Origin of the sequence: Curtobacterium sp. MCBA15_001 (genome assembly GCF_001864835.1) — a bacterium.
Classification (GTDB): Bacteria; Actinomycetota; Actinomycetes; order Actinomycetales; family Microbacteriaceae; genus Curtobacterium.
The window spans coordinates 61,137-88,112 of sequence record NZ_MJGI01000025.1 but is presented as its reverse complement, the minus strand read 5'-3'; the positions used below and the strand labels follow the sequence as shown (position 1 = coordinate 88,112).

Sequence of the window (26,976 nt, the reverse complement as noted above, 5' to 3'; positions counted from 1 at the left end):
GATCTGTCGCTTTCGCGGTCCTGACGGTCTAGTAGAGGGCGTTCGCGAGCCGTCGTCGCGCCGCGACCACGCGCGGGTCCTCGGTGCCGATGAGCTCGAAGTACTCCACCAGGCGGACCCGGAGCGCTTCGCGGTCCGGTCCGAACACCGTCGGCACCAGGTCGAGCAGGCGCCCGAAGGCGTCCTCGACGTGCCCGCCGCTGATGTCGAGGTCGGCGACCGCCAGCTGTGCCTGCACGTCCTGCGGGGCGGCACCGGCCGCGGAGCGGATCTCGTCCGCCGTCCGGCCGTTGAGCCGGTCGAGCAGCGACACCTGCGCGAGTCCCGCGACGGCCATCTGGTCGTGCGGGTCCTGTGCGATCGCGGTCGTGTACTCCTGGATCGCCGTGGCGTAGTCGCCCTGCTCGATCGCGTCGTACGCGGCCTGGTGGTGCGGCGGGAGCGGCTCGGGCTCCGGCTCGCCCTGCTCGGCGGCGGCGTCGGGTGCGTCGGCACCGTCGACGGCGACACGCCCGGACACGCCGTTCTGCTCGGCGGCCTGCAGCACCTGCTCGAACACGTCGCGGACCTGCGCCTCGGGCAGTGCGCCGACGAACAGCCCGAGCGGGCGGCCGCCGATCAGCGCGGCCACGGTCGGGATCGACTGCGCCTGGAAGGCCTGTACGAGCTGGGGGTTCGTGTCGGCGTCGACCTTGGCGAGCACGACGCGGCCGTCGTACTCCGCGGTGAGCTGCTCGAGGACCGGTGAGAGCTGCTTGCACGGCCCGCACCACTCTGCCCAGATGTCGACGATGACCGGGACGACCATCGAGAGTTCGAGGACGTCCTGGAAGCTCTGGTCGGTGACGTCGACGACCAGGGACGGCACGGTGACGGCGTCGCCGTTCGCGGCAGCCGGGCCGCCGTTCGCGGCTGTGGCGCCCGCGTTCGGAGCGCCGGCAGGAGCCTGCTGTGCTGCCGGACGTTGGGCCCGCTCGACCAGGGACGACAGGTCGACGGCGCCACGGAGGCCGGACGGGGTCGGGGGGACGTTGCTCATTGCACCTCACTTGCTGCGGTCAGGCCCTGCGTGAACCCGAGCAGGACCAGTTTGTCGTCCGAGCCGACGGCCGGCACGGAGAAGAGCAGTTGGACGCCGTAGGTGGCGCTCACGCCCTTCTTGCTGGAGTCGACGCCGGACAGGGCCTTGACGGCGCCCTCGGTGTTCACCTCGGCGCCGTCGGCGGTCGGCGTGACCTTCTCGATCTCGTCGAGGCTGACCGACACCAGCGCGCCGGCACCGTTCGTCGCGAGCGCGATCGCGGAGTCCGCCGGGGACTGGGACGAGTACTCGATCTTCGCGGTGTCGGGCAGGGACGCGGACTTCTTGTCCTTGTAGTCCTTGCCGATCTTCGCGCGGAGGTCGTCGCCGTCGGACTGGAAGTCCTTCGCGTACTGGCTCTCGGAGTCCTTCGACAGCACGTCGCCGTACGCGGTCCCGATCTGGTCGGGTGCGAGTGCGAGCAGCTTCGAGTCGGACGCGATCTGCGCGGCACCGATCGACACCGGCGCCACGGACGGCAGCTTGGCGTCGGCCTCGAGCGAGACGTCGTACATGACCTTGTAGTCGTCGCGGGCCGATTCCTGCACCAGCGTCAGTGCCTGCGGCGCTGTCTTCTCGTCGGCTGGGTCGGACGCCACGACGAACACGGTGCGCGGCCAGGTGTCGGTCTGCTCGGGCAGCGACACCGACAGGCGGGCGGACGAGATCGCCGGCGGTGCCTGGACGTCCTGGTCCTTGGCACGGATGGCGTAGTTCGCCTTGCGGAGCTCGAGCGCGGGACCGGTGAAGCGGGTCTCGGCGAGGGCGGCGTCCTTATCGGCATCGGCCTTCGTCGCGACCTCGACGACGCGGTCGACGATGCGGCTGATCTGCTGGCGGGTGGCCGCGGTCGGCGCGTCCTGCTGTGCGGCGCCCGTCGCCGAGGCGGTGGGCGTCGGGGTCGCCGACGCGTCGCCGCCGCCTTGGGGCCAGTACTCGGACGAGCAGCCAGCGAGTGCGAGGGTCCCGGCCAGCACGACCGGGACCGCGATCATCGAGCGTCGACCGCGACGGGACCGACTCGGCACCTGCGCCCCGGCTGCGGCGGCGCGGCGCGAGGCACGCACGCGCGGCGGCCGGGTGCCACCGCTGCGCCGACGCGGACCGCGCGAGCGGCGCTGGTGCAGGAACGCCCAGATCAGGAGCGCGATGCCACCGAGGACGAACACGCCACCGGCCGTCATGAGCGGTCCCACGGACGGGGTCGCGGTGTCGCGCGGCCACGTGACGGACACGCTCGACGGAGCGGCGCCGTCCTTGCCGACGATGAGCAACGACACGTCCTGGGGCAGGCGCACGGTGAACTGGCCCGCGTCGTCCCACTCCTGGTACCAGAGGTCACTGCCCGCGGGGTCCGGCACCGACGACTGGCTGCCCGACTGGCGGGCGACGAGCTCGGACTGTTCGGCGTCGTAGCGCAGGGTCTCGTGCTTCGTGGAGCCGACCCAGCCGTCCACGTCACTCGTGCGACCGTAGGCAGCGAACGCGGCGCCGTCGATCTTGATCCGCTGGTAACCGGGGTTGGCGTTGAGCACGGACCCCGGGATGACCGTCACCGGGGCCTTCGTGGTCGCGGACGTCTGTGCGACGATCGAGGACGGTGGAGCGAACACGGTCCGCTGCGCCACACCGAGGCCGACGAGCAGCAACCCGATGACGAAGGCGACGATCGCCAGGACGAATCGCACGGATCTCTCTCCCTCCGCGCCGGGGTGGGGGAATCGGCGCGCGAACCAACGCCCAAGGGTACGCGAGGGACGCTGGGCGGCGCATCCCCGCCCGCTGTCCACGGCCTCAGACGTGCCCGATGGGGCACCACTACAATCGACGCGCGGGCGGCACGGGGCCGTCCGACGGGCGGCACGAGACCGTCCGGTGCGGACCAGTTGGAGCGACACGTGGCGAACGACGAGGCAGAGTTCGGGGTCGAACTGCGGGGCTACCGCAAGGACGAGGTCGACCGCGCCCTGAACGACCTGCGCCGCGAACTCATCAAGTCCAACAACGACCGGGCCGAGGCGGCCAAGGAGATCCGGCTGCTGCAGACCCGGGTCGCCGACATGCAAGGCGAGCTCGACGAAGCGGGCACCCCGACCTACAGCGGTCTCGGCACCCGGCTCGAGTCCACCCTCCGCGTCGCCGAGGAGCAGTCCACCCGCCTCATCAGCCAGGCCGACATCGACGCCCAGCGCCTCCGTGCCTCGAGTCGCTCCGAGGCCGACCGCACGCTGCGCGAGGCCCGCGCCGAGGCCCAGGAGACGCTCGAGGACGCCCGCACCCGCGCCACCAACGAGCTCGCCCGTGCCCGCGCCGAGTCCGAGGACACCGTCGAGCGTGCCCGCGCCGAGGCCGGCATGCGGACGCAGGACGCCCAGAACGAGGCCGCCGCGATCCGCGGTGCCGCCGTCACCGAGGCCGCCGAGACGCGCTCGGTCGCCATCCGCGAGACCAACGCGCTGCGCGCCACCGCCGAGCGTGAGGTAGCCGAGCTGCGCGAAGCCGTCCAGCACGAGGCCGCCGGGGCCCGCGCCGCCGCCGCTGACCTCGACCGCGAGACCGAACACCGCCGGACCGTGTTCGAGGCGGACCACGCACGTCGCGTCGACGACCTCGACCGCGACGAGCAGACCCGCCGCGCTGCGCTCGACCGCGAGGTCACCGACGGGCGCGCCGCCTGGGAGCACGAGCGTGCCGAGGGACTGCGCGCCCACGAACTCGAGCTCGCGACCGGCCGTGCCGACCTGACCGCTGAAGTCGACTCCCGCCGCGCCGACCTGGCCGCCGAGCTCGCCGACCGGCGCCGGGTCCACGACGAGGAGCTCGCTGCTGCCCGCGCCGAGTGGGACCGCGAACTCGCCTCCGCCCGGGTCGCCCTGGCCCAGGAACTCGAGGCCGCACGCGCCCAGCTCCGGGTCGACCAGGAACAGACCGCGGCGGAGAACGCCCGCCTGGTCCAGGAGACCGAGGACCGCATCACGCGGGAGACCGACGAACACGTCGGCCGGATCGAGCGGGAGCGGACCGAAGCCGTCGCCGCCGCCGAGCGTGCCGCGCAGGACCACGACGCCGAACTCGCCGCCCGCCGCGAGCGCGAGCACGCCGAGGTCGACACCGAGATCGCCGAACGTCGCGCCGCCGAGCTCGGCTCCCTCGAAGCCGAGCGCACCGCGCTCCGCCAGGAGATCGACACCGCACGGGCCGACCTGGCCAAGGAACGTGACACCGTCCGCGCCGAGATCGCCCGCGAGCGCGACGAGGCCGGCACCACGCTCGAGTCGGAGCTCGCGAACCGCCGGGACGACGCCGAGCAGGACTACCTGCGCAAGCACCACGAGACCGTCGCCGAGACGCAGAAGTACCTGGACGAGGCGAACCTGCAGCTGGCCGAGGCGACCCGCCGTGCGACCGAGGCACGCGAGCGCGCCGAGCGGCTGCAGCACGAGGCGAACGACCTCGAGCGCACCAGCACCGCCGCGGCCGAGGAACGCGCACGGGTGCTCGTGGCCGAGGCGAACGAACGGGCGCACCGCATCGTGACCGAGGCCGAGGAGCGCACCGCTGCCGAGATCGCCGAGGCCGAGGACCGGCTCGCGACGATCCGCACCGAGCGCGACGCGGTCGCCGGGTACCTGGAGAACCTGCGCGGGGTGCTCTCGCACGCGGCCGGTGTCGCCGACGACGTGGACACGACTCCGGGCGACGCCCGCGCCTGACCGCTCCCGGGCGGCCCCGCGGCGCTGCTGCGTCTGCAGCGCGCGGGCGGGTGTGCTGCGTCTGCAGCGCGCGGGCGGGTGTGCTGCGTCTGCAGCGCACGGGCGGTGTGCTGCGCCTGCAGCGCGCCGGTCAGCCCCAGTGCGTCGGCAGCGGAGCGCTGCCCGGGACGACCAGGTCCGCGATCGCGTCGAGCACGATGCGGACGTACCGCTCGCCGACCCACAGGTGCTTCGCGCCCGCCACCGGGACCACCCGCACGTTCGGTGCGACCGCGAACCGCCGCGCTGCCTCGGCCGGCTGCAGGAAGTCGTCGTGTTCGGGCACGAGTGCCACGACGGGCACGCGGACGTCGGCCCAGCGCGCGAGTTCGGCCTCGGTGGTCCGGTGCAGCGGCGGCGAGAGCAGCACGACGCCGGCCACCGTGCCGGCATCGACGTGTTCCAGCGCGTGCTTCAGCACGACCTCGGTACCGAACGACCATCCGACGAGCCACGGCGTGGGCAGCGCCCGCGCGGTGACGTCGGCGACGGCGGCGCGCAGGTCGAAGCCCTCGGAGACGCCGTCACCGAACGACCCCTCCGACGTGCCGCGCGGCGAGGTGACGGACCGGAAGTTGAAGCGGAGCACCGCGATGTCGGCCAGGGCGGGCAGTCGCGCCGCTGCCTTCTTGAGCACGTGCGAGTCCATGAACCCGTGCGCGGTCGGCAGCGGGTGGAGGGTCACCAGCGTCCCGCGTGCCGGTCGGCCGTCGGGCTCGGCGAGCTCCCCGACCAGCGTCAGGTGGTCGTCGGTGACGAGCTCGACGTCCGTCCGCCGCGCGGGCAGCACGGTGCCGGAGCGGATCTCGGTCGCAGCGGGTGCCTCGTCGCTCATGCGGTCCTCCAGCAGTGCGTGTGCCAGTGCCGACGTGACGCCAGGTCCGCCGCGTCCCCGAGCACGCCGTCGGCACGCCAGACCACCACGTGCGCGGTGCCCGGCTCGACCGTCAGGCCGCAGCCCGGGCAGAGGTACTCCTTCTGCGCCGACGCCGCCGAGACCGGTTGCACGACGTACTCGCGCCCGCGGCGGGTCTCAGTGCGCTTCCACCCGCTCATCAGGCGGTCGAGACCACCTGGCTCGTCCGGGACGTCGACGTGGCGATCACCCCGAGGGCGCCGCGGTCGGTTGCTGCGCGGCACCTGCGGGACTGCCGATCAGTACCAGTTGAAGGACTGGCTGTGACCCCAGGCGCCACACGGGGTGCCGTAGACGCCGGAGATGTAGTTGAGGCCCCAGGTGATCTGCGTCGCCGGGTTCGTCTGCCAGTCCGCTCCGGCCGAGGCCATCTTGCTGCCCGGCAGGGCCTGCGGGATGCCGTAGGCGCCGCTCGGGTTGTAGGCGTTGACGCGCCAGCCCGACTCCTTGTTCCAGAGCGAGACGAGGCAGCTGTACTGGTCGCTCCCCCACCCGCGGGCGGCGACGAGCTGCTGGGCGATCTCCTGCGCGCTGCCCGGGTTCGGCGTGGCCGCTGCGGGAGCGATGCTGTTCGACGGCGTGACCGACTTCTTCGTGGTCGCGGTGCTCGACGTGGTGTCGGTCTGCTCGACCGGCGCGGGGACGACGACCGGCGGCGCGGGCTTGGTGATGTCGTAGCCGTCGCGGGTGATGTCGAACGCGGCGTAGGTGCCGTGCGCGGAGAACTCCTGCGGCGCGGCGGGAACCTTCGTGAGCACGGGCGTGGTCACGGCGGCCTGGGCGACGTCGGCCTGCAGCGGGTTGAAGAGCGAACCGCCGGCCATCAGCGAGACGGCGAAGAACGACAGCGCCGGGATGGTGGCGCGACGACGCATGAAGCCGTTCAGCGTGGTGGTGCGCGTGCCCGTCGTGGCGACGGGGGGCTTCGCGGCCCAGGCACGGCGCTGCTTCACGACGCGCGGGTCCGACAGGGTCACCGGCATCGCGTGCGCGAGGTCCGGGCTGACGCGGTTGTCAGCGACCGACTTCGGCGCAGGGGCCGCCGGAGCGACCGAGGAGCCCGCGGTGCGAGTTCGGTTCTGTGCCGCGCGGCGCTCGCTGACCACGGGGTGGTCGAACTGCTGCCGGGTCGCGCGGTCGGAGCGGATGTCTGCCGTGTGCCTGCCCATGAGTCCGACCAGGATAACGGAACGATCACGGAAAACGAAGCGCATCCTGCCAGCGCGTCGCGATCGACCGCGCGCCGACGTCAGCGGAGGTCAGCGGACGGCGAGCATGACCTCGACGACGGCGTCGAGGAGCGCGTCGACCTGGGCCTCGCGGTAGCCGCCGTGCTTCGGGCGGAACACGATCGACCGGACCTCGGTCAGGCTGAGCGGCTTGCCGTCACGGAAGTACCCGCCCAGACGCCGGGCGAAGGCATCGACGTCCTTCGGGTGGTAGCCGGTCGCGAGCACGTTGACGCGGTGGAAGCGCTGCCCGTCCGGCCGGTCGAGCCGGGCGACGACGTCGGAGGCCTTCGTGCGCGCGTCGGCGTACCAGGACTTCTGCCCGGAGTCAGCGATCTCACGCTCGCGCTCCCGGTTCGCGAAGGCGTCCTCGAGACGCTCGAGCGCGGCGTCGACGTGTTGGGTCGAGTACCCGCCCTTCTTCATCGAGAAGGCGGTGGCACGGATCTTGGCGGCTTCGATCCCGGGCGCGCTGTCGTCGGCCGTGTAGGCGCGGCGCGCGTCCTCCAGGAAACGCTCGACCTCGTCGATGTCGTAGCCGAGGACCGAACGGGGAGCTGTCGGGAACGTCGTGGGCACGGCGACATTCTGCCAGCACACTCCCCTGGCGCCAGCTGGACGCGCGGAGCGCTCACCCCCGGGGTCACTCAGTCGCTCGGTCGCTCCGTCGCTCAGTGGTTGACGATGAGGTACAGCACGTACGCGACGGCGGCCGAGGGCAGGATGCTGTCGATCCGGTCGAGCAGTCCCCCGTGCCCGGGCAGGAACGAGGAGATGTCCTTGATGCCGAGGTCGCGCTTGATCATCGACTCGGTCAGGTCGCCCAGGGTCGCCGAGCCGGAGATCAACACCCCCAGGATGATGCCGAACCACCACGGCATGCCGAGCATCAGCCAGGAGACCAGGATGCCCATGACGATGCTGGCGGCGACCGAGCCGGCGAAGCCCTCCCACGTCTTCTTCGGGCTGATCCGCGGCGCCATCGGGTGTTTCCCGAGGTTCAGTCCGGTGGCGTACGCGCCGGTGTCCACCGCGACGACCACCAGGATGAAGCCGACGACCCACAGGTTGCCCTCGGGCAGCGCGGACAGCAGAACGACGCACGCGCAGAGCAGGGTGACGTACGCCTGCACGAACAGACCGTTCGTCAGGTCCCGGGCGACGTTGCCCGGGGAGGGCTTCTGCCGGGCCACCGCGACCTCGACCAGGCGCCACAGCGTGATGAGCACGATGCCGCCGAGGATCGTGAAGAGCGCCTGGACCTGACCACCGAGGAAGGCCGCGGGCACCATCGCGACACCGACGATGACGCTCGGGACACGCGGGACGTCGCGCCCGGCGAAGCGCATCGCACTCGCCAGCTCGTACACGCCGAACCCGGTCAGGAACGCCGCCACGATCATGAAGACCGGCGGCTGGATCAAGAGCGACCCGAGCATGACCACGGCGAAGGCCAGTGCGATGGCGATGGCGGCCGGCAGGTTCCGGCCGGTCCGTGCGGTCAGGGCCTCGTTGCGCGCGTCGAACGAGGCGCGACGTGCGTCGAACGACGCCCTGCGCTGCCGGAGCTGGGCTTCGAAGTCGTCCCGCGCGGCGCGGGCCCGGGCATCGAAGTCGTGCCTCAGGCCCTTCGCCGCTGGACGGGGGTCATCTGCTGTCGGGCGGTCTGCGCCCTCGTCACGACGCGGCATCAGACCTCGAGGAGTTCGGCTTCCTTCTTCTTGAGCGCTTCGTCGATGAGGTCGACGTGCTTCTTCGTGAGGACCTCGAGGTCCTTGTCGCTGCGGGCGATCTCGTCGTCCGAGATCTCGCCCTTCAGCGCGTCGAGGTCGTCCTTGGCCTTGCGGCGGATGTTGCGGATGACGACCTTGTGGTCCTCGCCCTTGCCGCGGACCAGCTTCACGAACTCCTTGCGGCGGTCCTGCGTGAGCTCCGGGATCGTGACGCGCACGATCTCGCCGTCGTTCGTCGGGCTCGCACCGAGGTTCGGGAAGGTCGCGATGGACCGCTCGATCTCCTTGAGCGCGGTCTTGTCGTACGGCGTCACGATGAGCGTGCGGGCCTCGGGCGTCTGGAGCGACGCCAGCTGCGCGAGGGGCGTCGGGGAACCGTAGTAGTCCACGGGGATCTTCTGGAAGAGCGCGGCGTTGATGCGGCCGGTCCGGACGGTGGCGAAGTCGTCCTTCGCGACGTCGACCGCCTTCGCCATCTTCTCGGTGGCCTCGGTCATGACATCACTGATCACGGTGGTTCTCCTTCGGTACGTCGTCGAGTCTAGTCAGCCGAGGGGGTCAGTTGCTGACCACCGTGCCGATGCGCTCACCGCGGATCGCCGCCTGGACGTTCCCCTCGCCCTCCATGCCGAACACGTGCATGGGCATGCCGTTGTCCATGCAGAGCGAGAACGCGGTGGCGTCGACGACCTTGAGCCCCTTGAGCAGGGCGTCCTGGTACGTCACGTGGTCCAGCTTCTGGGCCGACGGGTCCTTCTTCGGGTCGGCGGAGTAGACCCCGTCGACGCCGTTCTTGGCGACGAGGACCTCGGTCGCGCCGATCTCGAGCGCCCGCTGCGCAGCGACGGTGTCCGTGGAGAAGTACGGCAGTCCCGCACCGGCGCCGAAGATGACGACCCGGCCCTTCTCCAGGTGCCGCTCGGCGCGCCGCGGGATGTAGGGCTCCGCGACCTGGGTCATGCTGATCGCGGACTGCACGCGGGTGGCGGCACCGGCCTGCTCGAGGAAGTCCTGCAGCGCGAGGGCGTTCATCACGGTGCCGAGCATGCCCATGTAGTCGGCGCGGCCACGGTCCATGCCGCGCTGCGAGAGCTCGGCGCCGCGGAAGAAGTTCCCGCCGCCGACCACGATCGCGACCTCGACCTCGCGCGCCGCCACGGCGATCTCCCGCGCGATGGTGCCGATGACGTCGGGGTTCACCCCGAGGGAGCCGGCGCCGAAGGCCTCTCCCGAGAGCTTCAGCAGGACGCGTCGTCGTCCGGTCTTCTCGTCGGTCATGTGTCGCACCCTTCGTCGAATGTCTCGTGGGAATCTACCCGGCCGCAGCCGGTCCGGCGGAGACGCGTCGAGCCTCCAGACCGGTGCACGCGCCGCAGCGCGCAGAAACGGGGCCAGGAACCGATGTGGTTCCTGGCCCCGTCACGGGTTCGTTACGCGCCGACCTTGACGCGGGCGAAGCCCTGGATCGTGATGCCGGCGTTCTCGGCGGCCTTCGCGACGGAGATCTTGTTGTCCTTCGCGTAGTCCTGGTCGAGCAGCGCGATGCCCTTGATGAAGGCGTTCACGCGACCCTCGACGATCTTCGGGAGAGCAGCCTCGGGCTTGCCCTCTTCGCGCGTGATCGCCTCGACGGTCGCGCGCTCCTTCTCGATGGCCTCGGCCGGGACCTCGTCGCGCGTCAGGTACGACGGGTTCGCGAACGCGACGTGCTGTGCGATCGAACGGGCCTCGGCCGCGTTGTCGCCCTGGTAGGCGACGACGACAGCGATCTGCGGGGGCAGGTCCTGGCTGGTCTTGTGCAGGTAGATCTCGAAGGCCGAGCCCTCGACACGGCGGACCGTGCGGACCTCGAGCTTCTCGCCGAGCGCCGCGGCGCTCTCGTTGACGACGTCGAGGACGGTCTTGCCGTCGAGCGGGGCCTGGTTGGCCGACGCGACGTCGGTGGCACCCGCAGCGGCGACCGCGGCGAGGACCTTGTCGGCGAGGGTGGTGAACTTCTCGTTCTTCGCGACGAAGTCGGTCTCGCTGGCGAGCTCGACGACGGTGGCGGCACCGTTGTCGGCGGTCGCGACGACGACACCTTCGGAGGTGGCACGGTCGTCGCGCTTGGCGACGGCCTTGGCACCCTTGATGCGGAGCAGCTCGACGGCCTTGTCGTAGTCGCCGTCGGCCTCGACGAGCGCGTTCTTCGCGTCCATCATGCCGGCCCCGAGGTCCTCGCGGAGCTTCTTCACGTCCTGTGCGGTGAAGTTTGCCATTGCCTGGCGTCCTTTCTGGGACTGTGCGTGTGTGGGAGAGCGGAGCCGAGGGCGCCGGGCCGGGTGGCCCGGCGCCCTCGGACGGTCACTCGGCGGGGGTGGCGTTCTTCGCGTCGGCGGCGATCGGCTCGCCGATCTCCTTCGCGGCGACCTGCGCGTCGGCGTCGTTCTCCTCGACCGGGGTCTCGGCGGCGGGCGCGGCGGTCTCGGCGGCCGGGGCGGCGGTCTCGCCACCGAGGAGCTCCTGCTCCCACTCGGCGAGCGGCTCGGCCTCTTCCTCGTCGCCACCGTTGTGACGGGTCTTGAGGCCCTCGGCAGCGGCGTCCGCGATGATGCGGGTCAGCAGGCCGACGGAGCGGATCGCGTCGTCGTTGCCCGGGATCGGGTAGGCGATCTCGTCGGGGTCGCAGTTGGTGTCGAGGATGCCGATGACCGGGATCCCGAGCTTCTGCGCTTCGTCGACGGCGAGGTGCTCCTTCTTCGTGTCGACGATCCAGAGCGCGCTCGGGGTCCGCGTGAGGTTGCGGATGCCGCCGAGGGTCTTGTGGAGCTTGTCCAGCTCGCGCTTCTTGATGAGGAGCTCCTTCTTGGTGAAGCCCTTCGTCGTGTCGTCGAAGTCGATCTCCTCGAGCTCCTTCATGCGCGCGAGGCGCTTGGAGACCGTCTGGAAGTTCGTGAGCAGACCGCCGAGCCAACGCTGGTTGACGTACGGCTGGCCGACGCGGGTCGCCTGCTCGGCGATGGAGCCCTGGGCCTGCTTCTTGGTGCCCACGAAGAGGATCGTGCCACCGTGCGCGACCGTCTCCTTGACGAAGTCGTACGCGCGGTCGATGAAGGCCAGCGACTGCTGCAGGTCGATGATGTGGATGCCCGAGCGCTCGGCGAGGATGAATCGCTTCACCTTCGGGTTCCACCGACGGGTCTGGTGTCCGAAGTGGACGCCGCTGTCGAGCAGCTGGCGGATGGTGACGACGGCCATGTGCCGTCCTCCTTCATGTGTTCTCGGCGCACGGCATGGCCGTGCACCTGGTGCGGTTGTGTCGATCACGACCGGAGGTCGTGGTCCCTGGTGCCCTGGCACGCGACCGCCCGTTCGAGAACGGGACCGGTGATCGGGTGCGCCACGTGGACACGCGAAGTCAGCGCGCACAGCGCGCTGCTGAAGCGATACTAGCAGGAACAGACAGGAGGCACGGTGCGGGTCGGACCCGCACCGTGCCTCCTGTGTGTGGCTGGGTCTACGCCTTGGCGTCGACCGTGTCGCCCTCGGCGGTGATGCCCATCTCCTCGAGCGAGCGGCCCTTGGTCTCCGGGATCTTCGCGATGACGAAGAACAGCGACAGCAGGGCGAACAGCGCGTAGATGCCGTAGGTGACCGTCAGGTTGAACCCGGACAGCACCGGGAACGTGATCGTGACCAGGAAGTTCGCGATCCAGTTGGCGGACGAGCCGATGCCGAGCGCCGTGGCACGGATGCGGTTCGGGAACATCTCGCCGAGCAGCACCCACATGAGCGGACCCCACGTGGCACCGAACGACACGACGAACAGGTTCGCGAAGACCAACGCGATGATGCCCCACGAGCCGGGCAGCTTCGGCGCACCGTCCACGATGGTCGCCTGCGAGAACGCGATGGCGACCATGAGCAGCGACACGAACATGCCCGCCGACCCGGCGATCAGCAGCGGCTTGCGACCGAGCTTGTCCACCGTGAAGATCGCGATGAACGTCACGGCGACGTTCACCACCGAGGTGATCGTCGAGATCAGGAAGGACTGGTCCTCCTTGAAGCCGACGGCCTGCCACAGCGTCGTCGAGTAGTAGAAGATCACGTTGATGCCGACGAACTGCTGCAGCACGGCCAGGATGATGCCGACCCAGACGATGGGCTGCAGACCGAAGCGGTTGCCCCGGATCGAGCCCTTCTTCTCGTTCGCTTCCTTCTTGATGCCGTCCTGGATCTCCTCCAGGCTCGTGTTCACCGTGTCGCGCGGGACGATCTTGCCCATCACCTCGCGCGCGTCGTCCGTCCGGCCCTTGGTGAGCAGGTACCGCGGCGACTCTGGCAGCGTGATCGCCAGGATGCCGTAGACGACCGACGGGACCACGCCGACCAGGAACATCCAGCGCCACGCGGGCAGACCGAAGACCTCGGCCGAGGCGCTGCCCGCCGTGACGGCGAAGAACTGGTCGGAGAGCAGGGCGGCGAAGATGCCGAGCGTGATCGCGAGCTGCTGGAACGAGGCCAGGCGACCTCGGATGGCCTTCGGCGCGACCTCGGAGATGTACGCCGGAGCGATGACCGACGCGGTGCCGATGCCGAGACCGCCGACCAGGCGCCAGAGGACGAAGTCCCACGTCGCGAACGCGAACGCCGAGCCGATCGAGCTGACGAAGAAGAGCACCGCGGCCCAGAACATGACGCGGGTGCGGCCCCAGCGGTCCGCCAGGCGGCCGGCGAAGTAGGCGCCGAACGCGCAACCGATCAGGGCGGAGGCCACTGCGAAGCCGCTCGCGGCGTCGCTCAGGTCGAACTGTCCCTTGATCGCGTCGACCGCACCGTTGATGACGGACGAGTCGAAACCGAACAGGAAGCCACCGACCGCCGCCGCGATGGCGAACAGTGTGACCTTCCCCTTGAACGCACGGTCTTCGCCGTGCCCGGTGGCTGTGGTGGTCACGATGCTCCTGGGTTCTGCCGCCGTGCTGCTGTGGGCACGGTGCTCCGGCGGTCGGCTGGTTCGCCGTCCGAGCGGCGTTGCGTGTTCCGGAGCGGCCCCGACTGTACTCTCCGATCGGCGAGTGGTCATAACCGGGTCGGGGTGGTGCGTCCGGTGGCGCGCGGTTCGGGTGTCGCGCCGGTTGGTGGCGCGCGGGTTGGTGTCGCACGGGGTGGTGTCGGGCGTGCCGGCCCGCGTCGCCGACTCGGAACGACACCGCCGCTGTCGTACGACGTCGGTTCTGTCGCGCGACCGGCGCGCGTGGTCTCCTCCACATCCGGGAGGCGCGCAGCCCCATCCACAGATCGACCCGCCGCAGGCACTCATCCGGCTCCACCCCGCCAGGCTCGCCACATGACGTGTCCGATCCGCCACCCCCGGCTGCTGGGGCTCGTGCTCGTGCTCGTACTCGTGCTCGTGCTCGTGCTGGTGCTCACCGCGACCGTGCTCGCCGGCCGAGTGCCCGTCGCACCCGGGTCCGCCGTGCTCGCCGCGCCGCCGATGCCGCTGGGGTCGAACGTCGACGGGACACCAGCGAACGCGCTCGCTGCGCAGGTCCCGGACCCCGCGCCGTGGGTGTGGCCGACCGGCAGCCGGGTCGTCGAGCGACCGTGGGAAGCGCCCGACGGCGACTACGGCCCAGGACACCGCGGCATCGACGTCGCCGCGCCGCTCGGGACGCCAGCAGTCGCGGTGGACGACGGCACCGTGACGTTCGCCGGCCAGGTCGCGGGTCGGGGCGTCGTGACGATCGACCACGGATCAGGGCTCGTCAGCACCCTGGACTCGGTCGTCCCGACGGTGACGGCGGGACAGCAGGTGGCACGAGGATCGGACGTCGGCACCGTCGCGGTCGGGCACTGCCCGGCGAGCGCTCCGTGCGTGCACCTCGGCGCTCGACTCGACGACCGGTACGTCGACCCGATGCCGTACCTGCCTCGCGCCGAGTGGCCGGTGCTGCTGCCCGACGCGGACTGGCCGGGGTGAGCGCCGCGCTCAGGCCCGGGGGTGGGCGGTGCGGTAGACCTCGCGCAGACGTGCGGAGGAGACGTGCGTGTAGATCTGCGTCGTGCCGAGACTCGCGTGGCCGAGGAGCTCCTGCACGGCGCGCAGGTCCGCTCCCCCGTCGAGCAGGTGCGTCGCTGCCGTGTGTCGGAACGTGTGCGGCCCGCTCGGCCCTGCACCAGGCAGGTCTCCCAGCAGCCGCGCGACGATGCGGTAGGCGCTCCGGACCCCCAGGCGTGCCCCGCGGTCCCCCAGGAAGAGCGCCGTCGACGGCTCCCCGCCACGCACCAGCATGCTCGGCCGTCCGCGGTCCAGCCACGCCTCGACTGCGTCGCGAGCGGGCACGCCGAACGGGACGATGCGTTCCTTGCCGCCCTTCCCGAGCACCCGCACGGTGAGGCGTCCGCGGTCCAGGTCCCCGACGTCGATGCCGACGAGTTCGCTCACCCGGATGGCGGCGGCGTAGAGCAGTTCGACGAGTGCGAGGTCGCGGAGCGCTCCGGGGTCGTCGGTGCTCGCACGGGCGGCCAGGCCGTCGAGCAGCACGCGCACCTGGTCCTCGGTGACGACCCGCGGCAGGTGCGCCGCACCCTTCGGAGCTCGAAGGCGGACGCCGGGATCCGTCGCCACGTGTCCGGACTCGCTCGCCCACCGGGTGAAGGCCCGTGCCGACGAGGACCGCCGCGCGATGCTCGACCGGGCCATGCCGCGCTCGTTCGCTTCCCAGAGCCAGTCGCGCAGCACCTCGAGCGAGAGCGCGTCGACCCGGTCGACCCCGCGGGCGGCCGCGAAGTGCCGGAGGTCCTCGAGGTCGCCCCGGTACGCCCGGACCGTCTGCTCGCTGAGACCGCGCCCGTGTGCCGCGTGCTGCAGGAAAGCATCGACAGCCACCTCGAGCGGCGCCGCTTCCCGTTCCATGCCGCTCAGCGTAGGCGTCCAGCACGCGCACCTCACCCACGGCGTGCCGTCCCTGCCCCCGACCCGCGACGCCCGGGTGATGCACGACGGCTCCACCCGTCGGACTGACGGTGCACCAGACCCTGCAACTCGGCGAGGGCGAGTGCATCGGTCGCGGCGCCGATCGCGAGGCCGGAGCGCTCGGCCACCTCGGCGACCGGAACGGCCCGACGACCGAGCGCGTCGACGACCCGGAGCACGTCGGGGTCCTCGACCGCCGAGGTCAGCAGCGCGGGCTCGTCCGGGAGCAGACCGGTGCGCCCGGCGACCGCGGCTCGGATCGGGTCGCGCGGTGTGACGGCCAACTCGGCGATGCCCTCAGCGACCAGACGATGACATCCCACCGACGCCGGCGAGGTGAACCGCCCCGGCACCGCGAACACCGGACGGCCGAGCTGCGCCGCGTGGTGCGCGGTGTTGAGCGCTCCGGACCGAGCACCGGCCTCGACCACGACGACCGCGTTCCCGATCGCCGCGATCAGCCGGTTCCGGGCGAGGAACCGCCACCGGGTGGGTGGTGTGCCGGGCGGTGACTCGGCGAGCAGCATGCCCTGTCGGCCGACGTTGCCGAGCAGGTCGACATGGCCGGCCGGGTACAGCTGGTCGATCCCGCCGGCGAGGACCGCGACGGTGGGTGCGCCGGCAGCGATCGCCACACGGTGCGCGACCGCGTCGATGCCGTACGCCCCACCGCTCACCGTCGTGCAGCCCGCGTCCGCAGCGGCCGACGTGATCTCGGCGCAGGCCTCGGCCCCGTCGAGGGTGTTGGAGCGCGCCCCGACGACGGACAGGCACGGCCGCGCGAACACCGGTGTGTCATCGGCACGTCCGTGCCCGCGACGCCAGAGCACGAGGGGCGCATGGACACCGAGGTCGTCGACGCCCTTCGGCCATGCGGGGTCCCCGGGCACGACGAGCGACCCACCGACGACGGCCGCGGCCTCGACCACCTGTGCAGCGGTCCGGCGCCCCATCCGAGGTCGCCACCGCTCCAGCGCTGTCCGGATCGCGGTGCCGAAGGCGTCCTGTTCGCCGTCCGCCAGGGTGCCGACCGCATGGCAGGCGGCGATCAGGGCAGCGCCGTCGGCGATGTACGGATCGGTGACGAACGCGAAGGACCGTTCGGCGCCGAGCATCTGCACGAGCGACCCGGCCACGGCGTCCCCGGGTTCGACCAGGGCGCTCCAGGCCACGCGCGCGAGGGCCTCGTCCGGGAGCCCGGTCACAGTCCGCTCCGGAGCGCCAGCGCTGCGGCCACGTGGACAGCGTCCGGGCGTTCGGCAGCGTCGAGGTCGGCGAGCGTCCATGCCAGGCGCATCACCCGGTCCCACCCGCGCATCGTCAGCGTCCCGAGCTCGAGCGCCCGGTCGAGGACCGCCGTCGCCCCGGGCTCGGCACGCCCGGGACCGCGGAGCCACGCACCCGGCACCTCGGCGTTGCGGGTCCAGCCCGAGCCCGCGAGCCGGAGGGCCATGCGGGACCGCGCGGCCCCGACGACGCCCCGCGCTTCGGCACTCGTCGGCGTCGGCCCCACCGCGCTCCGCAGCACTGCCGCCGTGACTCGTGGCACGTGCACGCGGATGTCGATCCGGTCGAGCAGCGGTCCGGACATCCGCCCGAGGTACCGACGAACGGTCGCCGGGCTGCACTCGCACGCCGGACCGCCGATCTCGGGCCGACTTCCGGCATGACCGCAGGGACACGGATTGGCGGCGAGCACCACCTGGCTGCGCGCCGGGAACTCGGCGGCGCCGGCTGCCCGGTGCACCGTGATCCGCCCGGACTCGAGCGGCTGTCGGAGGGCGTCGAGCACGGCCCGTGGGAACTCCGGGGCCTCGTCCAGGAAGAGCACCCCGCGCGTGGCGCGCGAGACCGCGCCGGGCCGGATGGTCCCCGAACCACCACCGATCAAGGCGATCGCCGAGGCCGAGTGGTGGGGCGCCTCCCACGGTGGACGCGTCGTCCACGACCGTGCGCCGAGGCCGGCGACGGAGCGCACCGCCGCGACCTCGAGCGCCGCTTCGGCGTCCAGGTCCGGCAGGATGCCGGGCAACCGCTCGGCGAGCATGGTCTTGCCCGCGCCCGGGGGCCCGAGCAGCAGCACGTGGTGGCCCCCGGCGGCGGCGGTCAGCAGCGCGCGGACGCCGATCTCGTTGCCGACGACGTCGCCGAGCTCGGCGCTCGGTGCATCCGGGACGTCGACCGGTGGACTCCGCACCGGCTCGACGTCCACGGCGGGCAACAGCGCGCCCGCGTCGATGGCGGCGTTCCGGAGGGAGTCGATCCCGTTCACCTGGACCCCCGGGACGACGCGGGCCTCGTCGAGGTTGGCGACCGGCACCACGACGCGGTCGGCCCCGGCGTCCCGCGCCGCGACCACCATCGGGATCACCCCGGGGATCGGCCGGACACGCCCGTCCAGGCCGAGTTCCCCGACGTACACGACCCGCCCGGTGCACTCCGGAGCGGTCCCCGCCGCCGCGAGCACGGCCATCGCGATCGCCAGGTCGAAGCCCGAGCCGCGTTTCGGGATCGCCGCCGGAGTCAGGTTCACCGTGATGCGCCGCGTCGGCAGCGGACAGCCGGCGTTCGCTGCGGCTGACCGCACGCGTTCCCGGGCCTCACCGAGCGACGTGTCCGGCAGCCCGATGATGCTGAAACCGGGGAGCTGCGACGTCAGGTGCGCCTCGACCTCGACCATGCGGCCGCGCACCCCGAGCAACGCGACGGCAGCGGACCGGCCGATGTCGCTCATGCGACCGCCGCCACGTGCTCGACGACGGTGCGGGACCCGACCAGGTGGACGGCGACCGCGTCGATCCGGATCAGCGCCGCTCCGTGTTCCGGGTGCGCCGTGAACCACGCCGGCACGAGGTGTCGCAGTCGTCGGAGCTTCGACCGGGTGATCGCCTCGAGCGGATGTCCGGCCGAGGTGCCGGTGCGCGTCTTGACCTCGACGAAGACGATCGCTTCGGCAGTCCGCGCAACGATGTCGACCTCGCCACGAGCACACCGCCAGTTGCGGTCGATGACCGTGAAACCGTGTCGTTCCAACCACGCTGTGGCGATGTCCTCGCCCCGTTGACCGATCTCTGCTCTTCCCATCCCCCGAGCCTGGTCACGGCCCTCGACACGCACGACGGCACAGCGCCATCTGTGGACAACCCAGCGAGATCATGCGACCTGTGGAGGAATTGCGGGACAGGATTCGACAAGAACGACGAAACCCGGCCGACCAGAGCGGTCGACCGGGTTCGGACGGAATGCGATCAGTGCGCGGCGGCGTACGCTTCCTGCACCTGCGTGGAGATACGGCCACGGGTCGAGACCTCGTACCCGTTCTCCTTGGCCCATTCCCGGACCTTCGCGAGCTCTTCGGAGTTGCCGCGCTTGGGCGCGGCCTTCGGGGCACCCGTGGTGCTGGTACGACGACCGCTGACCTTGCGCGCAGCGGCGACGTAGTCGGAGATCGCTTCACGGAACTTGTCGACGTTGTCGTTCGACAGGTCGATCTCGTAGGCGGATCCGTCGAATGCGAACTCGACGGTCCGTCCGTCGCCGGGGGTGATCGGCGAGTCGTCGAGGTCGTCGACGAGCTGCACGGTGACCTTCTGTGCCATTGGGAACTCCTTGCGTGGGGGACGTGAAATCACCGACAGCGTATCGTGCATTTCCCGGAAATGCCCGGAACCCACGCAGGAGGACAAATGACGATCACTCGTCGAGAGCGAGTTCCTTCGGCAGTTCGAGTTCGCGCGTGGTGAGTTCCTCGACATTCACGTCCTTGAACGTGAGCACACGCACGGACTTCACGAAGCGGTCGGAACGGTAGACGTCCCACACCCACACGTCGTTCATCGTGAGTTCGAAGTAGAAGTCGTGTTCGGTGTCACGGCGTGCGAGTTCGACCTCGTTCGCGAGGTAGAAGCGCCGCTCGGTCTCGACCACGTAGCGGAACTGCCCCACGACGTCGCGGTACTCACGGTAGAGGGCGAGCTCGACCTCGCGGTCGTAGTCGTCGAATTCGTCGTCATCCATTGCGCCCACAGTCTACGGCGCAGCGAGGGGCCGCGGGCCACCCCGGCGCGACTCCGGAAGCGAGACCGAGCTGCCCGAGGTCAGCCGGTGACCTGCTCCAGGTCGGCGAAGCCGTCCAGCTCGACGGTCGTCGGTGCAGCTGCGGCGTGCAACCAGCTCGTCCGGTGCAGCGCGTGGGCCCCGACCTCGCGGATCGCGGCGTAGTGGGCCCTCGATCCGTAGCCCTTGTTGGACGCCCAGGCGTAGTGCGGCGCCTCGTCGTGGGCAGCGACCATCAGTGCGTCGCGCTCGACCTTCGCCACGACGGACGCTGCGGCCACGGAGGCGCAGTCACGATCGGCCTTGACCCGCACGACCACCTCCAGCGGCGCGTCCGCACCGACAGCCGGCGCGCCGCCCGCCAGCAGCGACGGCGGCATCGCCCGCGAGAGCCAGTCGAACGACCCGTCCAGGATCACGACGGCCCCCGCGAAGGACACCCCTGCCTCCCCCAACGACGCCAACGCCCGCGCTCCCGCCAGGCCGAGCGCCGGAACGATGCCCTGCTCGTCGACGTAGGACGCGGGCGCCATGCCCACGGCGGTCCGGGCCCACCGGGTCACGACGGGGACCAGCTCGGTGCGGCGTGCGGCGGAGAGGAGCTTCGAGTCCGCCAGCCCCTGCGGCACCCGACGGACGTCGATGGTGACCGCGGAAGCCCCCACGGCGACGGGGCCCGCGATCGCACCGCGGCCGACCTCGTCGACTCCGATGACGGTCAGTCGTCCGGCCGCGAAGTGGGACTTCTCGACCCGGAGCGACGGACGGACGGGGCTCACTCGCTCCGCTCCTCCACGCCGGCGAAGACGTCCGGGTAGTCGTTGAGCCAGGTCCACCGGCTGGTCGGCCACGAGATCACGAAGGCCCGTCCGGTGACGTCCGACAGCGGCACGAAGCCCTTGGACGGCGTGTCGCCGTTGTACCGGGAGTCCTTGGAGTCGTAGCGGTTGTCGCCCATCACCCAGATGGTGCCCTTCGGCACGGTCACGGAGAAGTCGGTGCCGGAGGCCCGGGTCTCCCCGGTCGGCAACTTCAGGTACGGCTCCTTGAGCGGGACGCCGTTCACGGTCATCTGGCCGAGGTCGTTGCAGCAGGCGACCTTGTCGCCCGGCAGACCGATCACGCGCTTGATGAGGTGGTCGTCACTGTCGCCCGTGCCGAGCCCGACCTGGGTGAGCAGCCAGTCGATGGCCTTGGCGGGCTGCGTGGTCGGCGTGACGCTCGGGACCTCGGAGCCGCTGAGCCATCCGCCCGGGTCCTTGAACACGACGACGTCGCCGTGCTTGAGCGACACGGTGTCGGGAACGAGTTCGTTGACGATGACCCGGTCGTTGATCTGCAGCGTGTTCTCCATCGACGCCGAAGGGATGTAGAACGAGCGGATCAGGAACGTCTTCACCAGGAACGACACCAGCAGCGCCGCGATGAAGATGATGAGCAGGTCGCGCAGGAACGTCAGCACGCCGTTCCGCTGCTTGGTGGAACGCGGCCGACGCCCGTCGTTCTCGGTCGTGTCGGTCATTCCACCCTCGAGTCAGGAAACACAGGCAACAGGGAAGCCCCCCGCCCGATGCACAACCGTACATCGACGAGGGGCTGCAGCAGGACCCGACTGGCGGGCCTCACTGTGAAGGCGATCAGTTGTCGCGCTTCTCCTTGATCTTGCGACGGGCTGCCTTGCCGCGGAGTTCGCGGAGGTAGTACAGCTTCGCGCGACGGACGTCACCGCGGGTGACGACCTCGATGTGGTCGATGATCGGCGAGTGCACCGGGAACCAGCGCTCGACACCGACCTGGAAGCTGACCTTGCGGACCTTGAAGGTCTCGCCGAGCCCGTGGCCCTGACGGCCGATGACGACACCCTGGAAGACCTGGATACGCGAGCGCGTGCCTTCGATGATGTTCACGTGGACCTTGACGGTGTCACCCGCGCGGAAGTCTGGGACGTCGGTCCGCAGCGATGCTGCGTCGACGTTGTCGAGGAGCTGGCTCATGATGGGTCACTCTCTGCGGACGCGCACGGGTCGCCGCGGATCGAATTCGGAAACGAAGTGGTGATGTGCCCGGTGTCGGCGACTCCCCCGTGGCAGAGTCCAGCCAGGGCACAGCGATCCATCTTGCCACAGAAGCGCCGAGACACGAAACGGAGCCGAGACACGGAACAGCGCCGAAACACGGAACAGCGCCGAGACACGGAAGAGGGCCGAGACGCGAGACGCGGCAGGATGGACGCATGACCGAACTCCGCACCCCCGCCGAACTCGACGGACTCCGCGTCGCGGGTCGGTTCGTCGCCGACGTGCTCGACGAGCTGCTCACGACGGTGGACGTCGGCGTCGACCTCCTCGACCTCGACCAGGTGGCGGCCCGCATGATCGCCGACCAGGGCGCCGAGAGCTGCTACGTCGACTACCACCCGTCCTTCGGCAGGTCGCCGTTCGGCAAGCACCTGTGCACGTCGGTGAACGACGCCGCGCTGCACGGCCTGCCGCACCCGTACGTCCTGCGGGACGGCGACGTGGTGAGCCTCGACTTCGCCGCGAGCGTGGACGGCTGGGTCGCGGACTCCGCCGTCACCGTGCAGGTCGGGACGCCGGACCCCGAGGACCAACGACTCATCGACACCGTCGAACGGGCCCTCGTCGCCGGGATCGCCGAGGCACGTCCCGGCAACAAGCTCGGCGACGTCTCGCATGCCATCGGTGCCGTCGCCCACCGGGGCGGGTACGACGTCAACCTGCAGTTCGGCGGGCACGGCGTCGGCCGGACGATGCACGGCGAGCCGCACGTCCCGAACGACGGCCGTCCGGGCCGGGGCCTGAAGCTCCGTCCGGGGCTCGTCGTCGCGATCGAGCCGTGGCTCATGCGCGGCACCGACGAGCTGTACCAGGACGACGACGGCTGGACGCTCAGGAGCGTCGACGGCTCACGCGCTGCCCACGTCGAGCACACGGTGGCGGTCACCGAGCAGGGTCCGGAGGTCCTGACCCTGCGTCGCGCCCAGCGCGCCCGGTAGACGGACGGGAGGCCCGTGGCGGTGTCGCCACGGGCCTCCTGTCCGTCAGACGGTGCGGCTACGGCAGCAGGTCGGGCCGGACGCGACGCGTCCGCTCCACCTGCTGTTCGTGCCGCCACGCGGCGACCCGACCGTGGTGGCCGCTCAGCAGGACCTCGGGCACGTCGAGGTCACGCCACGAGGCCGGCTTCGTGTACGAGGGGTACTCGAGCAGGCCGTCCTCGTGGGACTCCTCGACCAGCGACTCCGGGTTGCCGACGACGCCGGGCACGAGTCGTCCGACGGCCTCGATCATGGCCATCGCCGCGACCTCGCCGCCGTTCAGCACGTAGTCGCCGAGCGAGAGCTCGACCACGGAGCACCGGGACGCGGCCCAGGCGAACACGCGGGCGTCGATCCCCTCGTACCGCCCGCAGGCGAAGACGAGGTGGTCGGAGTCCGCAGCCAGCGAGCGTGCGATCGACTGCGTGAACGGCGTGCCGGCGGGGGTCGGGACGACGAGCGTCGACAACCCGTCCGGCCGGAGCACGGACTCGAGCGCCTGGGCCCACGGCTCGGGCTTCATCACCATGCCGGCGCCACCGCCGTACGGGGTGTCGTCGACGGTGCGGTGCCGGTCGGTCGTCCACGAGCGCAGGTCGTGCACGTGCAGGTCGAGCAGCCCGCCCTGTCGTGCCCTGCCGAGCAGGGAGACGTCGAGCACCCCGAAGAACTCCGGGAAGATCGTGATGATGTCGATCCGCACGGCGGCTACGACACCGTCTCGGGTCGGGAGGTGTCCTCGGGGTCCTCGAACAACCCCGTCGGCGGCGTCACGGTGACGGTGCGCGCGGCGATGTCGACCGACGGGACGATGGCCGAGACGAACGGCACGAGCACCTCGCCACGGTCAGGGGTGTCCACGGCGAGCAGGTCCTGCGCCGGCAGGTGGTCGACACGGGCGACCGTGCCGACGACGACGCCGTCACGGAGGACCTGGAGGCCGACCAGCTGGTGGTCGTACCAGGCGTCTTCCTCGCCGGTTTCTTCATCGGGGTCCTGGTCGACCCAGAGGATCGCCCGCGCGAGCGTCTCGGCGGCGGAGCGGTCCGCGATGCCCTCGAAGAAGGCGACCGGGTGGCCGTTGTACCAGCGGAGCTCGTCGATGGCGAGGGTCTTGCCCGACCAGGGAGAGTCCTCGGGGACCTGGAGCGTGAAGACCGCTCCGTGCGTGAACCGACGATCCGGGTCGTCGGTGTAGAGCTCGAGCTTGAGACCGCCCTTGAGCCCGTGCGCCTTGGTGATGCGACCCACCCGGAGTTGGGTCGCCTCGTCAGGAATCGGTGTCGACCACGTCGACCCGCACCCGCTTGCCATCGGCCAGGGCCGTGACGAGGGTGCGGAGCGCCTTGGCGGTCCGACCGGCGCGTCCGATCACGCGGCCGAGGTCCTCGGGGTGCACATGCACCTCGAGGACCTCGCCCCGCGCGGAGGTGGAACTGGCGACGCGCACGTCGTCAGGGTGATCGACGATCCCCTTGACGAGGTGCGTCAGCGCAGATGCGAGCAAGGAACTACGCCTCGGTCGTCTCTGCTGCGTCGTCTGCCGGAGCGGCCGGGGCCTTCTTCTCCGACTTGGGCTTCAGGACCGCCTTCTTCGACGAGTCGACGACGAAGGCCTCCTTCGGCTGCTTGACCTTGACCTTGGACTCGGTGTCCTTCTCGCCCTTGAACTTGGCCCAGTCGCCGGTCAGCTTGAGGAGGGCCGCGACCTGCTCGGTCGGCTGTGCGCCGACGCCGAGCCAGTACTGCGCACGGTCCGACTTGACCTCGATGAACGAGGGCTCCTCGGTCGGGTGGTACTTGCCGATCTCCTCGATGACGCGACCATCGCGCTTGGTGCGCGAGTCGGCGACGACGATGCGGTAGTACGGCGCCCGGATCTTACCGAGACGCTTGAGACGGATCTTGACAGCCACAAATGCTCCTGTTGCGTGTTGTTGTGGTTGAACCGGAACCGCGGGCGTGGGGGCACGCGCGGTGGAAGCTCGAATGAGATCGTCATCCGCTGGATAGAGGGTCGAGCGGACACGATTCGACCGTTCATTCTTGCAGATGTCCGGCCGAGAAGCGAGCCAGGGCGCGCCGCGTCGTCAGGGTGCGAGCGCCCGGACGGCCTCGAGCGCCTCGGTCGTCGCCCGGACGGCGTCGACGCTCGCGGCATCGCGGGCGCCACCGACCAGGGCGAACGGCACACCGGCGGCCTCGAGCGCAGCGCCCAGGTCGTGCTCGGCACGCTCCTGCCCGGCGCAGACGACGACGTGGTCGGCCGGGATGCGCTGCTCGGACCCGTCCTCGGCGCGGATCCACAGCGCCCCCGGTTCGATCCGCAGGTACTCCTGCACGCCGCCGACCATCCGCACGCCTGCGTCCCGGAGCCGCCCGAGCGCGACCCACCGCGAGGTGAGGCCGACGCCCTGCCCGAACTTGCCGGAACGCCGCAGGACGGTGACCTGGTCGCCCGGTCGGGGCGTCCGCGGCGCGACGGGTTGCCGCTGCGGGAGGTCCCCGACCACGTCGGGAGCGACCGTGACGTCCCACCGCGCAGCGAACGACGACGCGCGCTCGGCCTCGTCCGGCGACTCGGTGAGGAAGGCCGCGGTGTCGACACCGATGCCGCCGCCGCCGATCACCGCGACGGTGCCCTCGGGGACGCCCTCACGGAGCGCCCGCTCGTAGTCGAGCACGTGCGGCAGCCCGGCGCTCGGCAGGTCGATCCGCCGCGGGACCACCCCGGGCGCGAGCACCACGGCGTCGCTGTCGAGCAGGTCCGACGCGGTCGCCGCCCGGCCGAGGTGCACGGTCGCGCCGCGCTCGTCGAGTTCGGCGCGGGCCGCACGGACGGTCGCGGCGTAGTCCTCCTTCCCCGGGACCAGGGCGGCCAGGCCGAACTGGCCGCCGAGTTCGTCGGCCGCCTCCCAGAGCGTCACCCGGTGGCCACGACGGGCAGCGTCGACGGCGGCCGCGAGCCCGGCCGGTCCCCCACCGACGACGTCGACCCGTTTGGGCGCGACGGTGGGGCGGAGCGGGAAGCGCAGCTCGTGGCCGGCGCGGGGGTTCACCAGGCAGGACACCGGCGCGCCGATGATCGAGCGGTCCAGGCACGCCTGGTTGCACCCGATGCAGGTGTTCACCAGGTCGAACCGACCGGCGAGGGACCGCGACACGATGTCGGGATCGGCGAGGAAGGGCCTGGCCAGGGCGACGGCGTCGACGAGCCCGTCGGCGAGGACCGCCTCGCCGTCGCGCAGGTCCGTCATCCGGTTCGACGCGATGACCCGGACGTCGGGGTGCTCCGACGCGCGGACCACCCGGGCGATGCGCGCCGCGTACGCCAACCACGCACCGTGCGGCACGGCGGCCTGCACGGTCGGGGTGCGGGACTCGTGCCAGCCGATGCCCACCGAGATGCCGTCGAGCCCCAGGGGCAGCAGGTCGTGCACCAGCGCGTCGACCTCGTCGTCGGTCGTCGACCCGGGCATCAGGTCGGCGCCGGAGAGCCGGATCGTGACGGCCAGCTCCGGCACCGCGGCCCGGACTGTCTGGACGACCGCCACCGCGAACCGTCGACGCTTCGCCGGGGTCCCACCCCACTCGTCGTCACGCAGGTTGGTCAGCGGCGACTGGAACTGGTTGATGAGGTAGCCCTCGGACGCCATGATCTCGACGCCGTCGAAGCCGATCGCCGCCGCGCTGCGGGCCGCCGCCGCGAAGTCCTCGATGGTCTGCTCGACCTCGTCGGACGTCAGCGCGGTCGGGACCACGCCACGGGCTGCGGCCCACGGCAGCGCCGTCGGGGCGACCACGCGCTGTGGTGCACCGTGCCGGTCGACCAGCCCGGCGGCGAGCGCGTACCGGCCGGCGTGGAACAGCTGCGCCAGGATCACGGAGCCCGACTCGTGCACTGCATCGACCGCGACGCGGAACCGCTCGTCCGCACCGTCGACCCCGAACACCGCGAAGTCGGGCCCGCCGCGTGCCTCGTCCGACACCGCGATGCCGCCGGTGATGATGCACGCCGCTCCGCCGGCAGCACGCTCGCGGTAGAACGCCGCCATCCCGGCACCACCGTCGTCGCGCACCTCCATCCCGGTGTGCATCGAGCCCATGACGACCCGGTTCGCCAGGTGGAGTGGGCCGAGCGTCCAGGGCGAGGCGACGGTCGAGACGGAGTCGAGAACGGCGGTGTCCAT

At 71.2% G+C, this 26,976-nt stretch carries 29 protein-coding genes; 3 read left to right on the top strand and 26 right to left on the bottom strand.

Annotated features, from left to right (window positions below; translation table 11 throughout):
• Nucleotides 1–28: 28 nt before the first annotated feature.
• Both BIU90_RS12430 and BIU90_RS12425 read right to left on the bottom strand, forming a co-directional pair.
• Nucleotides 29–1,039 carry a tetratricopeptide repeat protein gene (locus tag BIU90_RS12430; protein WP_071300543.1) on the bottom strand — a complete coding sequence of 337 codons (1,011 nt, stop codon included), beginning with the start codon at nucleotides 1,037–1,039 and terminating at the stop codon, nucleotides 29–31.
• A complete protein-coding gene (locus BIU90_RS12425) occupies nucleotides 1,036–2,769 on the bottom strand; it encodes a hypothetical protein (protein ID WP_071300542.1) in 1,734 nt (577 codons plus the stop codon). The genes BIU90_RS12430 and BIU90_RS12425 overlap by 4 nt, the downstream gene beginning before the upstream one ends.
• A gap of 210 nt (nucleotides 2,770–2,979) precedes the next feature.
• Here BIU90_RS12425 and BIU90_RS12420 point away from each other — a divergent pair, with 210 nt between their 5' ends.
• Nucleotides 2,980–4,794 carry a hypothetical protein gene (locus tag BIU90_RS12420; RefSeq protein ID WP_071300541.1) on the top strand — a complete coding sequence of 605 codons (1,815 nt, stop codon included), beginning with the start codon at nucleotides 2,980–2,982 and terminating at the stop codon, nucleotides 4,792–4,794.
• Between the two features lie 130 nt (nucleotides 4,795–4,924).
• Here the strand turns inward: BIU90_RS12420 and BIU90_RS12415 are convergent, their stop codons facing one another.
• The 10 genes from BIU90_RS12415 to BIU90_RS12370 form a co-directional block, all read right to left on the bottom strand.
• Entirely contained in the window at nucleotides 4,925–5,668 is a 744-nt protein-coding gene (locus tag BIU90_RS12415; protein ID WP_071300540.1) for an alpha/beta hydrolase, read from the bottom strand.
• Complete coding sequence (locus BIU90_RS12410; RefSeq protein WP_071300539.1) at nucleotides 5,665–5,973, bottom strand: hypothetical protein; 309 nt, start codon at nucleotides 5,971–5,973, stop codon at nucleotides 5,665–5,667. Before BIU90_RS12410 ends, BIU90_RS12415 begins: the two co-directional genes overlap by 4 nt.
• Nucleotides 5,974–5,988: 15 nt before the next feature.
• Nucleotides 5,989–6,918, bottom strand: a complete 930-nt coding sequence (locus tag BIU90_RS19030; protein ID WP_254787042.1) for a transglycosylase SLT domain-containing protein — start codon at nucleotides 6,916–6,918, stop codon at nucleotides 5,989–5,991.
• A gap of 90 nt (nucleotides 6,919–7,008) precedes the next feature.
• The gene (locus tag BIU90_RS12400) at nucleotides 7,009–7,557 is read right to left on the bottom strand and encodes a DivIVA domain-containing protein (protein WP_071300538.1); all 549 of its coding nucleotides are present in this window, start codon (nucleotides 7,555–7,557) and stop codon (nucleotides 7,009–7,011) included.
• 92 nt (nucleotides 7,558–7,649) lie between these two features.
• Nucleotides 7,650–8,669 (bottom strand): phosphatidate cytidylyltransferase, encoded by a 1,020-nt coding sequence (locus BIU90_RS12395; protein WP_083403938.1) that lies wholly within the window; start codon nucleotides 8,667–8,669, stop codon nucleotides 7,650–7,652.
• On the bottom strand, nucleotides 8,669–9,223 hold the full coding sequence (gene frr, locus BIU90_RS12390; RefSeq protein ID WP_071300537.1) for a ribosome recycling factor: 555 nt from the start codon (nucleotides 9,221–9,223) through the stop codon (nucleotides 8,669–8,671). Before frr ends, BIU90_RS12395 begins: the two co-directional genes overlap by 1 nt.
• Nucleotides 9,224–9,269: 46 nt before the next feature.
• Complete coding sequence (gene pyrH / locus BIU90_RS12385) at nucleotides 9,270–9,989, bottom strand: UMP kinase (protein WP_071300536.1); 720 nt, start codon at nucleotides 9,987–9,989, stop codon at nucleotides 9,270–9,272.
• 152 nt (nucleotides 9,990–10,141) lie between these two features.
• Nucleotides 10,142–10,969, bottom strand: a complete 828-nt coding sequence (tsf, locus tag BIU90_RS12380) for a translation elongation factor Ts (RefSeq protein ID WP_071300535.1) — start codon at nucleotides 10,967–10,969, stop codon at nucleotides 10,142–10,144.
• Nucleotides 10,970–11,054: 85 nt separating this feature from the next.
• Nucleotides 11,055–11,948 (bottom strand): 30S ribosomal protein S2, encoded by an 894-nt coding sequence (gene rpsB, locus BIU90_RS12375; protein ID WP_071300534.1) that lies wholly within the window; start codon nucleotides 11,946–11,948, stop codon nucleotides 11,055–11,057.
• A 259-nt stretch (nucleotides 11,949–12,207) separates the two neighbouring features.
• Nucleotides 12,208–13,650 carry a sugar porter family MFS transporter gene (locus BIU90_RS12370; protein ID WP_254787041.1) on the bottom strand — a complete coding sequence of 481 codons (1,443 nt, stop codon included), beginning with the start codon at nucleotides 13,648–13,650 and terminating at the stop codon, nucleotides 12,208–12,210.
• A gap of 393 nt (nucleotides 13,651–14,043) precedes the next feature.
• Here BIU90_RS12370 and BIU90_RS12365 point away from each other — a divergent pair, with 393 nt between their 5' ends.
• Entirely contained in the window at nucleotides 14,044–14,676 is a 633-nt protein-coding gene (locus tag BIU90_RS12365; protein ID WP_254787040.1) for a murein hydrolase activator EnvC, read from the top strand.
• Nucleotides 14,677–14,685: 9 nt separating this feature from the next.
• On the opposite strand, the gene BIU90_RS12360 is transcribed toward BIU90_RS12365, so the two are convergent.
• The 9 genes from BIU90_RS12360 to rplS form a co-directional block, all read right to left on the bottom strand.
• Nucleotides 14,686–15,612, bottom strand: coding sequence for a tyrosine recombinase XerC (locus BIU90_RS12360; protein WP_071300533.1), 927 nt, complete (start codon nucleotides 15,610–15,612; stop codon nucleotides 14,686–14,688).
• Between the two features lie 32 nt (nucleotides 15,613–15,644).
• Nucleotides 15,645–16,877, bottom strand: coding sequence for a DNA-processing protein DprA (locus tag BIU90_RS12355; protein WP_217640922.1), 1,233 nt, complete (start codon nucleotides 16,875–16,877; stop codon nucleotides 15,645–15,647).
• On the bottom strand, nucleotides 16,874–18,406 hold the full coding sequence (locus BIU90_RS12350; protein ID WP_071300531.1) for a YifB family Mg chelatase-like AAA ATPase: 1,533 nt from the start codon (nucleotides 18,404–18,406) through the stop codon (nucleotides 16,874–16,876). Before BIU90_RS12350 ends, BIU90_RS12355 begins: the two co-directional genes overlap by 4 nt.
• Nucleotides 18,403–18,756, bottom strand: coding sequence for a YraN family protein (locus BIU90_RS12345; RefSeq protein WP_071300530.1), 354 nt, complete (start codon nucleotides 18,754–18,756; stop codon nucleotides 18,403–18,405). The genes BIU90_RS12350 and BIU90_RS12345 overlap by 4 nt, the downstream gene beginning before the upstream one ends.
• A gap of 164 nt (nucleotides 18,757–18,920) precedes the next feature.
• Nucleotides 18,921–19,271: an Lsr2 family protein gene (locus BIU90_RS12340; RefSeq protein ID WP_071300529.1), complete on the bottom strand. Its 351-nt coding sequence runs from the start codon at nucleotides 19,269–19,271 to the stop codon at nucleotides 18,921–18,923.
• A gap of 94 nt (nucleotides 19,272–19,365) precedes the next feature.
• Complete coding sequence (locus BIU90_RS12335; RefSeq protein WP_071300528.1) at nucleotides 19,366–19,689, bottom strand: DUF2469 family protein; 324 nt, start codon at nucleotides 19,687–19,689, stop codon at nucleotides 19,366–19,368.
• Nucleotides 19,690–19,769: 80 nt separating this feature from the next.
• Nucleotides 19,770–20,507: a ribonuclease HII gene (locus tag BIU90_RS12330; RefSeq protein WP_071300527.1), complete on the bottom strand. Its 738-nt coding sequence runs from the start codon at nucleotides 20,505–20,507 to the stop codon at nucleotides 19,770–19,772.
• Nucleotides 20,504–21,250, bottom strand: a complete 747-nt coding sequence (gene lepB, locus BIU90_RS12325) for a signal peptidase I (protein ID WP_071300526.1) — start codon at nucleotides 21,248–21,250, stop codon at nucleotides 20,504–20,506. The genes BIU90_RS12330 and lepB overlap by 4 nt, the downstream gene beginning before the upstream one ends.
• Before the next feature lie 115 nt (nucleotides 21,251–21,365).
• Nucleotides 21,366–21,722, bottom strand: a complete 357-nt coding sequence (rplS, locus tag BIU90_RS12320) for a 50S ribosomal protein L19 (RefSeq protein WP_056126034.1) — start codon at nucleotides 21,720–21,722, stop codon at nucleotides 21,366–21,368.
• 239 nt (nucleotides 21,723–21,961) lie between these two features.
• Between rplS and map the strand changes: the two genes are divergently transcribed.
• A complete protein-coding gene (gene map, locus BIU90_RS12315) occupies nucleotides 21,962–22,744 on the top strand; it encodes a type I methionyl aminopeptidase (RefSeq protein WP_071300525.1) in 783 nt (260 codons plus the stop codon).
• Nucleotides 22,745–22,802: 58 nt separating this feature from the next.
• On the opposite strand, the gene trmD is transcribed toward map, so the two are convergent.
• From trmD to BIU90_RS12290, 5 genes are all read right to left on the bottom strand, one after another.
• The gene (trmD, locus tag BIU90_RS12310; RefSeq protein WP_071300524.1) at nucleotides 22,803–23,489 is read right to left on the bottom strand and encodes a tRNA (guanosine(37)-N1)-methyltransferase TrmD; all 687 of its coding nucleotides are present in this window, start codon (nucleotides 23,487–23,489) and stop codon (nucleotides 22,803–22,805) included.
• Nucleotides 23,490–23,494: 5 nt separating this feature from the next.
• Nucleotides 23,495–24,100 (bottom strand): ribosome maturation factor RimM, encoded by a 606-nt coding sequence (gene rimM / locus BIU90_RS12305; RefSeq protein WP_071300523.1) that lies wholly within the window; start codon nucleotides 24,098–24,100, stop codon nucleotides 23,495–23,497.
• On the bottom strand, nucleotides 24,057–24,293 hold the full coding sequence (locus tag BIU90_RS12300; RefSeq protein ID WP_071300522.1) for an RNA-binding protein: 237 nt from the start codon (nucleotides 24,291–24,293) through the stop codon (nucleotides 24,057–24,059). The genes rimM and BIU90_RS12300 overlap by 44 nt, the downstream gene beginning before the upstream one ends.
• 4 nt (nucleotides 24,294–24,297) lie before the next feature.
• Nucleotides 24,298–24,702, bottom strand: a complete 405-nt coding sequence (rpsP, locus tag BIU90_RS12295; RefSeq protein ID WP_071300521.1) for a 30S ribosomal protein S16 — start codon at nucleotides 24,700–24,702, stop codon at nucleotides 24,298–24,300.
• A gap of 174 nt (nucleotides 24,703–24,876) precedes the next feature.
• Nucleotides 24,877–26,976: an FAD-dependent oxidoreductase gene (locus BIU90_RS12290; protein ID WP_071300520.1), complete on the bottom strand. Its 2,100-nt coding sequence runs from the start codon at nucleotides 26,974–26,976 to the stop codon at nucleotides 24,877–24,879.

Coding starts and splice junctions, on each gene's coding strand:
- BIU90_RS12340 (WP_071300529.1), bottom strand. CDS start 19,271: ATGGCACAGAAGGTCACCGTGCAGCTCGTCGACGACCTCGACGACTCG.
- rplS (WP_056126034.1), bottom strand. CDS start 21,722: ATGAGCCAGCTCCTCGACAACGTCGACGCAGCATCGCTGCGGACCGAC.
- pyrH (WP_071300536.1), bottom strand. CDS start 9,989: ATGACCGACGAGAAGACCGGACGACGACGCGTCCTGCTGAAGCTCTCG.
- tsf (WP_071300535.1), bottom strand. CDS start 10,969: ATGGCAAACTTCACCGCACAGGACGTGAAGAAGCTCCGCGAGGACCTC.
- lepB (WP_071300526.1), bottom strand. CDS start 21,250: ATGACCGACACGACCGAGAACGACGGGCGTCGGCCGCGTTCCACCAAG.
- BIU90_RS12395 (WP_083403938.1), bottom strand. CDS start 8,669: ATGCCGCGTCGTGACGAGGGCGCAGACCGCCCGACAGCAGATGACCCC.
- rimM (WP_071300523.1), bottom strand. CDS start 24,100: ATGGCAAGCGGGTGCGGGTCGACGTGGTCGACACCGATTCCTGACGAG.
- BIU90_RS12350 (WP_071300531.1), bottom strand. CDS start 18,406: ATGAGCGACATCGGCCGGTCCGCTGCCGTCGCGTTGCTCGGGGTGCGC.
- BIU90_RS19030 (WP_254787042.1), bottom strand. CDS start 6,918: ATGGGCAGGCACACGGCAGACATCCGCTCCGACCGCGCGACCCGGCAG.
- BIU90_RS12430 (WP_071300543.1), bottom strand. CDS start 1,039: ATGAGCAACGTCCCCCCGACCCCGTCCGGCCTCCGTGGCGCCGTCGAC.
- BIU90_RS12365 (WP_254787040.1), top strand. CDS start 14,044: ATGACGTGTCCGATCCGCCACCCCCGGCTGCTGGGGCTCGTGCTCGTG.
- BIU90_RS12335 (WP_071300528.1), bottom strand. CDS start 19,689: ATGGATGACGACGAATTCGACGACTACGACCGCGAGGTCGAGCTCGCC.
- map (WP_071300525.1), top strand. CDS start 21,962: ATGACCGAACTCCGCACCCCCGCCGAACTCGACGGACTCCGCGTCGCG.
- BIU90_RS12415 (WP_071300540.1), bottom strand. CDS start 5,668: ATGAGCGACGAGGCACCCGCTGCGACCGAGATCCGCTCCGGCACCGTG.
- BIU90_RS12290 (WP_071300520.1), bottom strand. CDS start 26,976: ATGGACACCGCCGTTCTCGACTCCGTCTCGACCGTCGCCTCGCCCTGG.
- BIU90_RS12345 (WP_071300530.1), bottom strand. CDS start 18,756: ATGGGAAGAGCAGAGATCGGTCAACGGGGCGAGGACATCGCCACAGCG.
- BIU90_RS12360 (WP_071300533.1), bottom strand. CDS start 15,612: ATGGAACGGGAAGCGGCGCCGCTCGAGGTGGCTGTCGATGCTTTCCTG.
- rpsB (WP_071300534.1), bottom strand. CDS start 11,948: ATGGCCGTCGTCACCATCCGCCAGCTGCTCGACAGCGGCGTCCACTTC.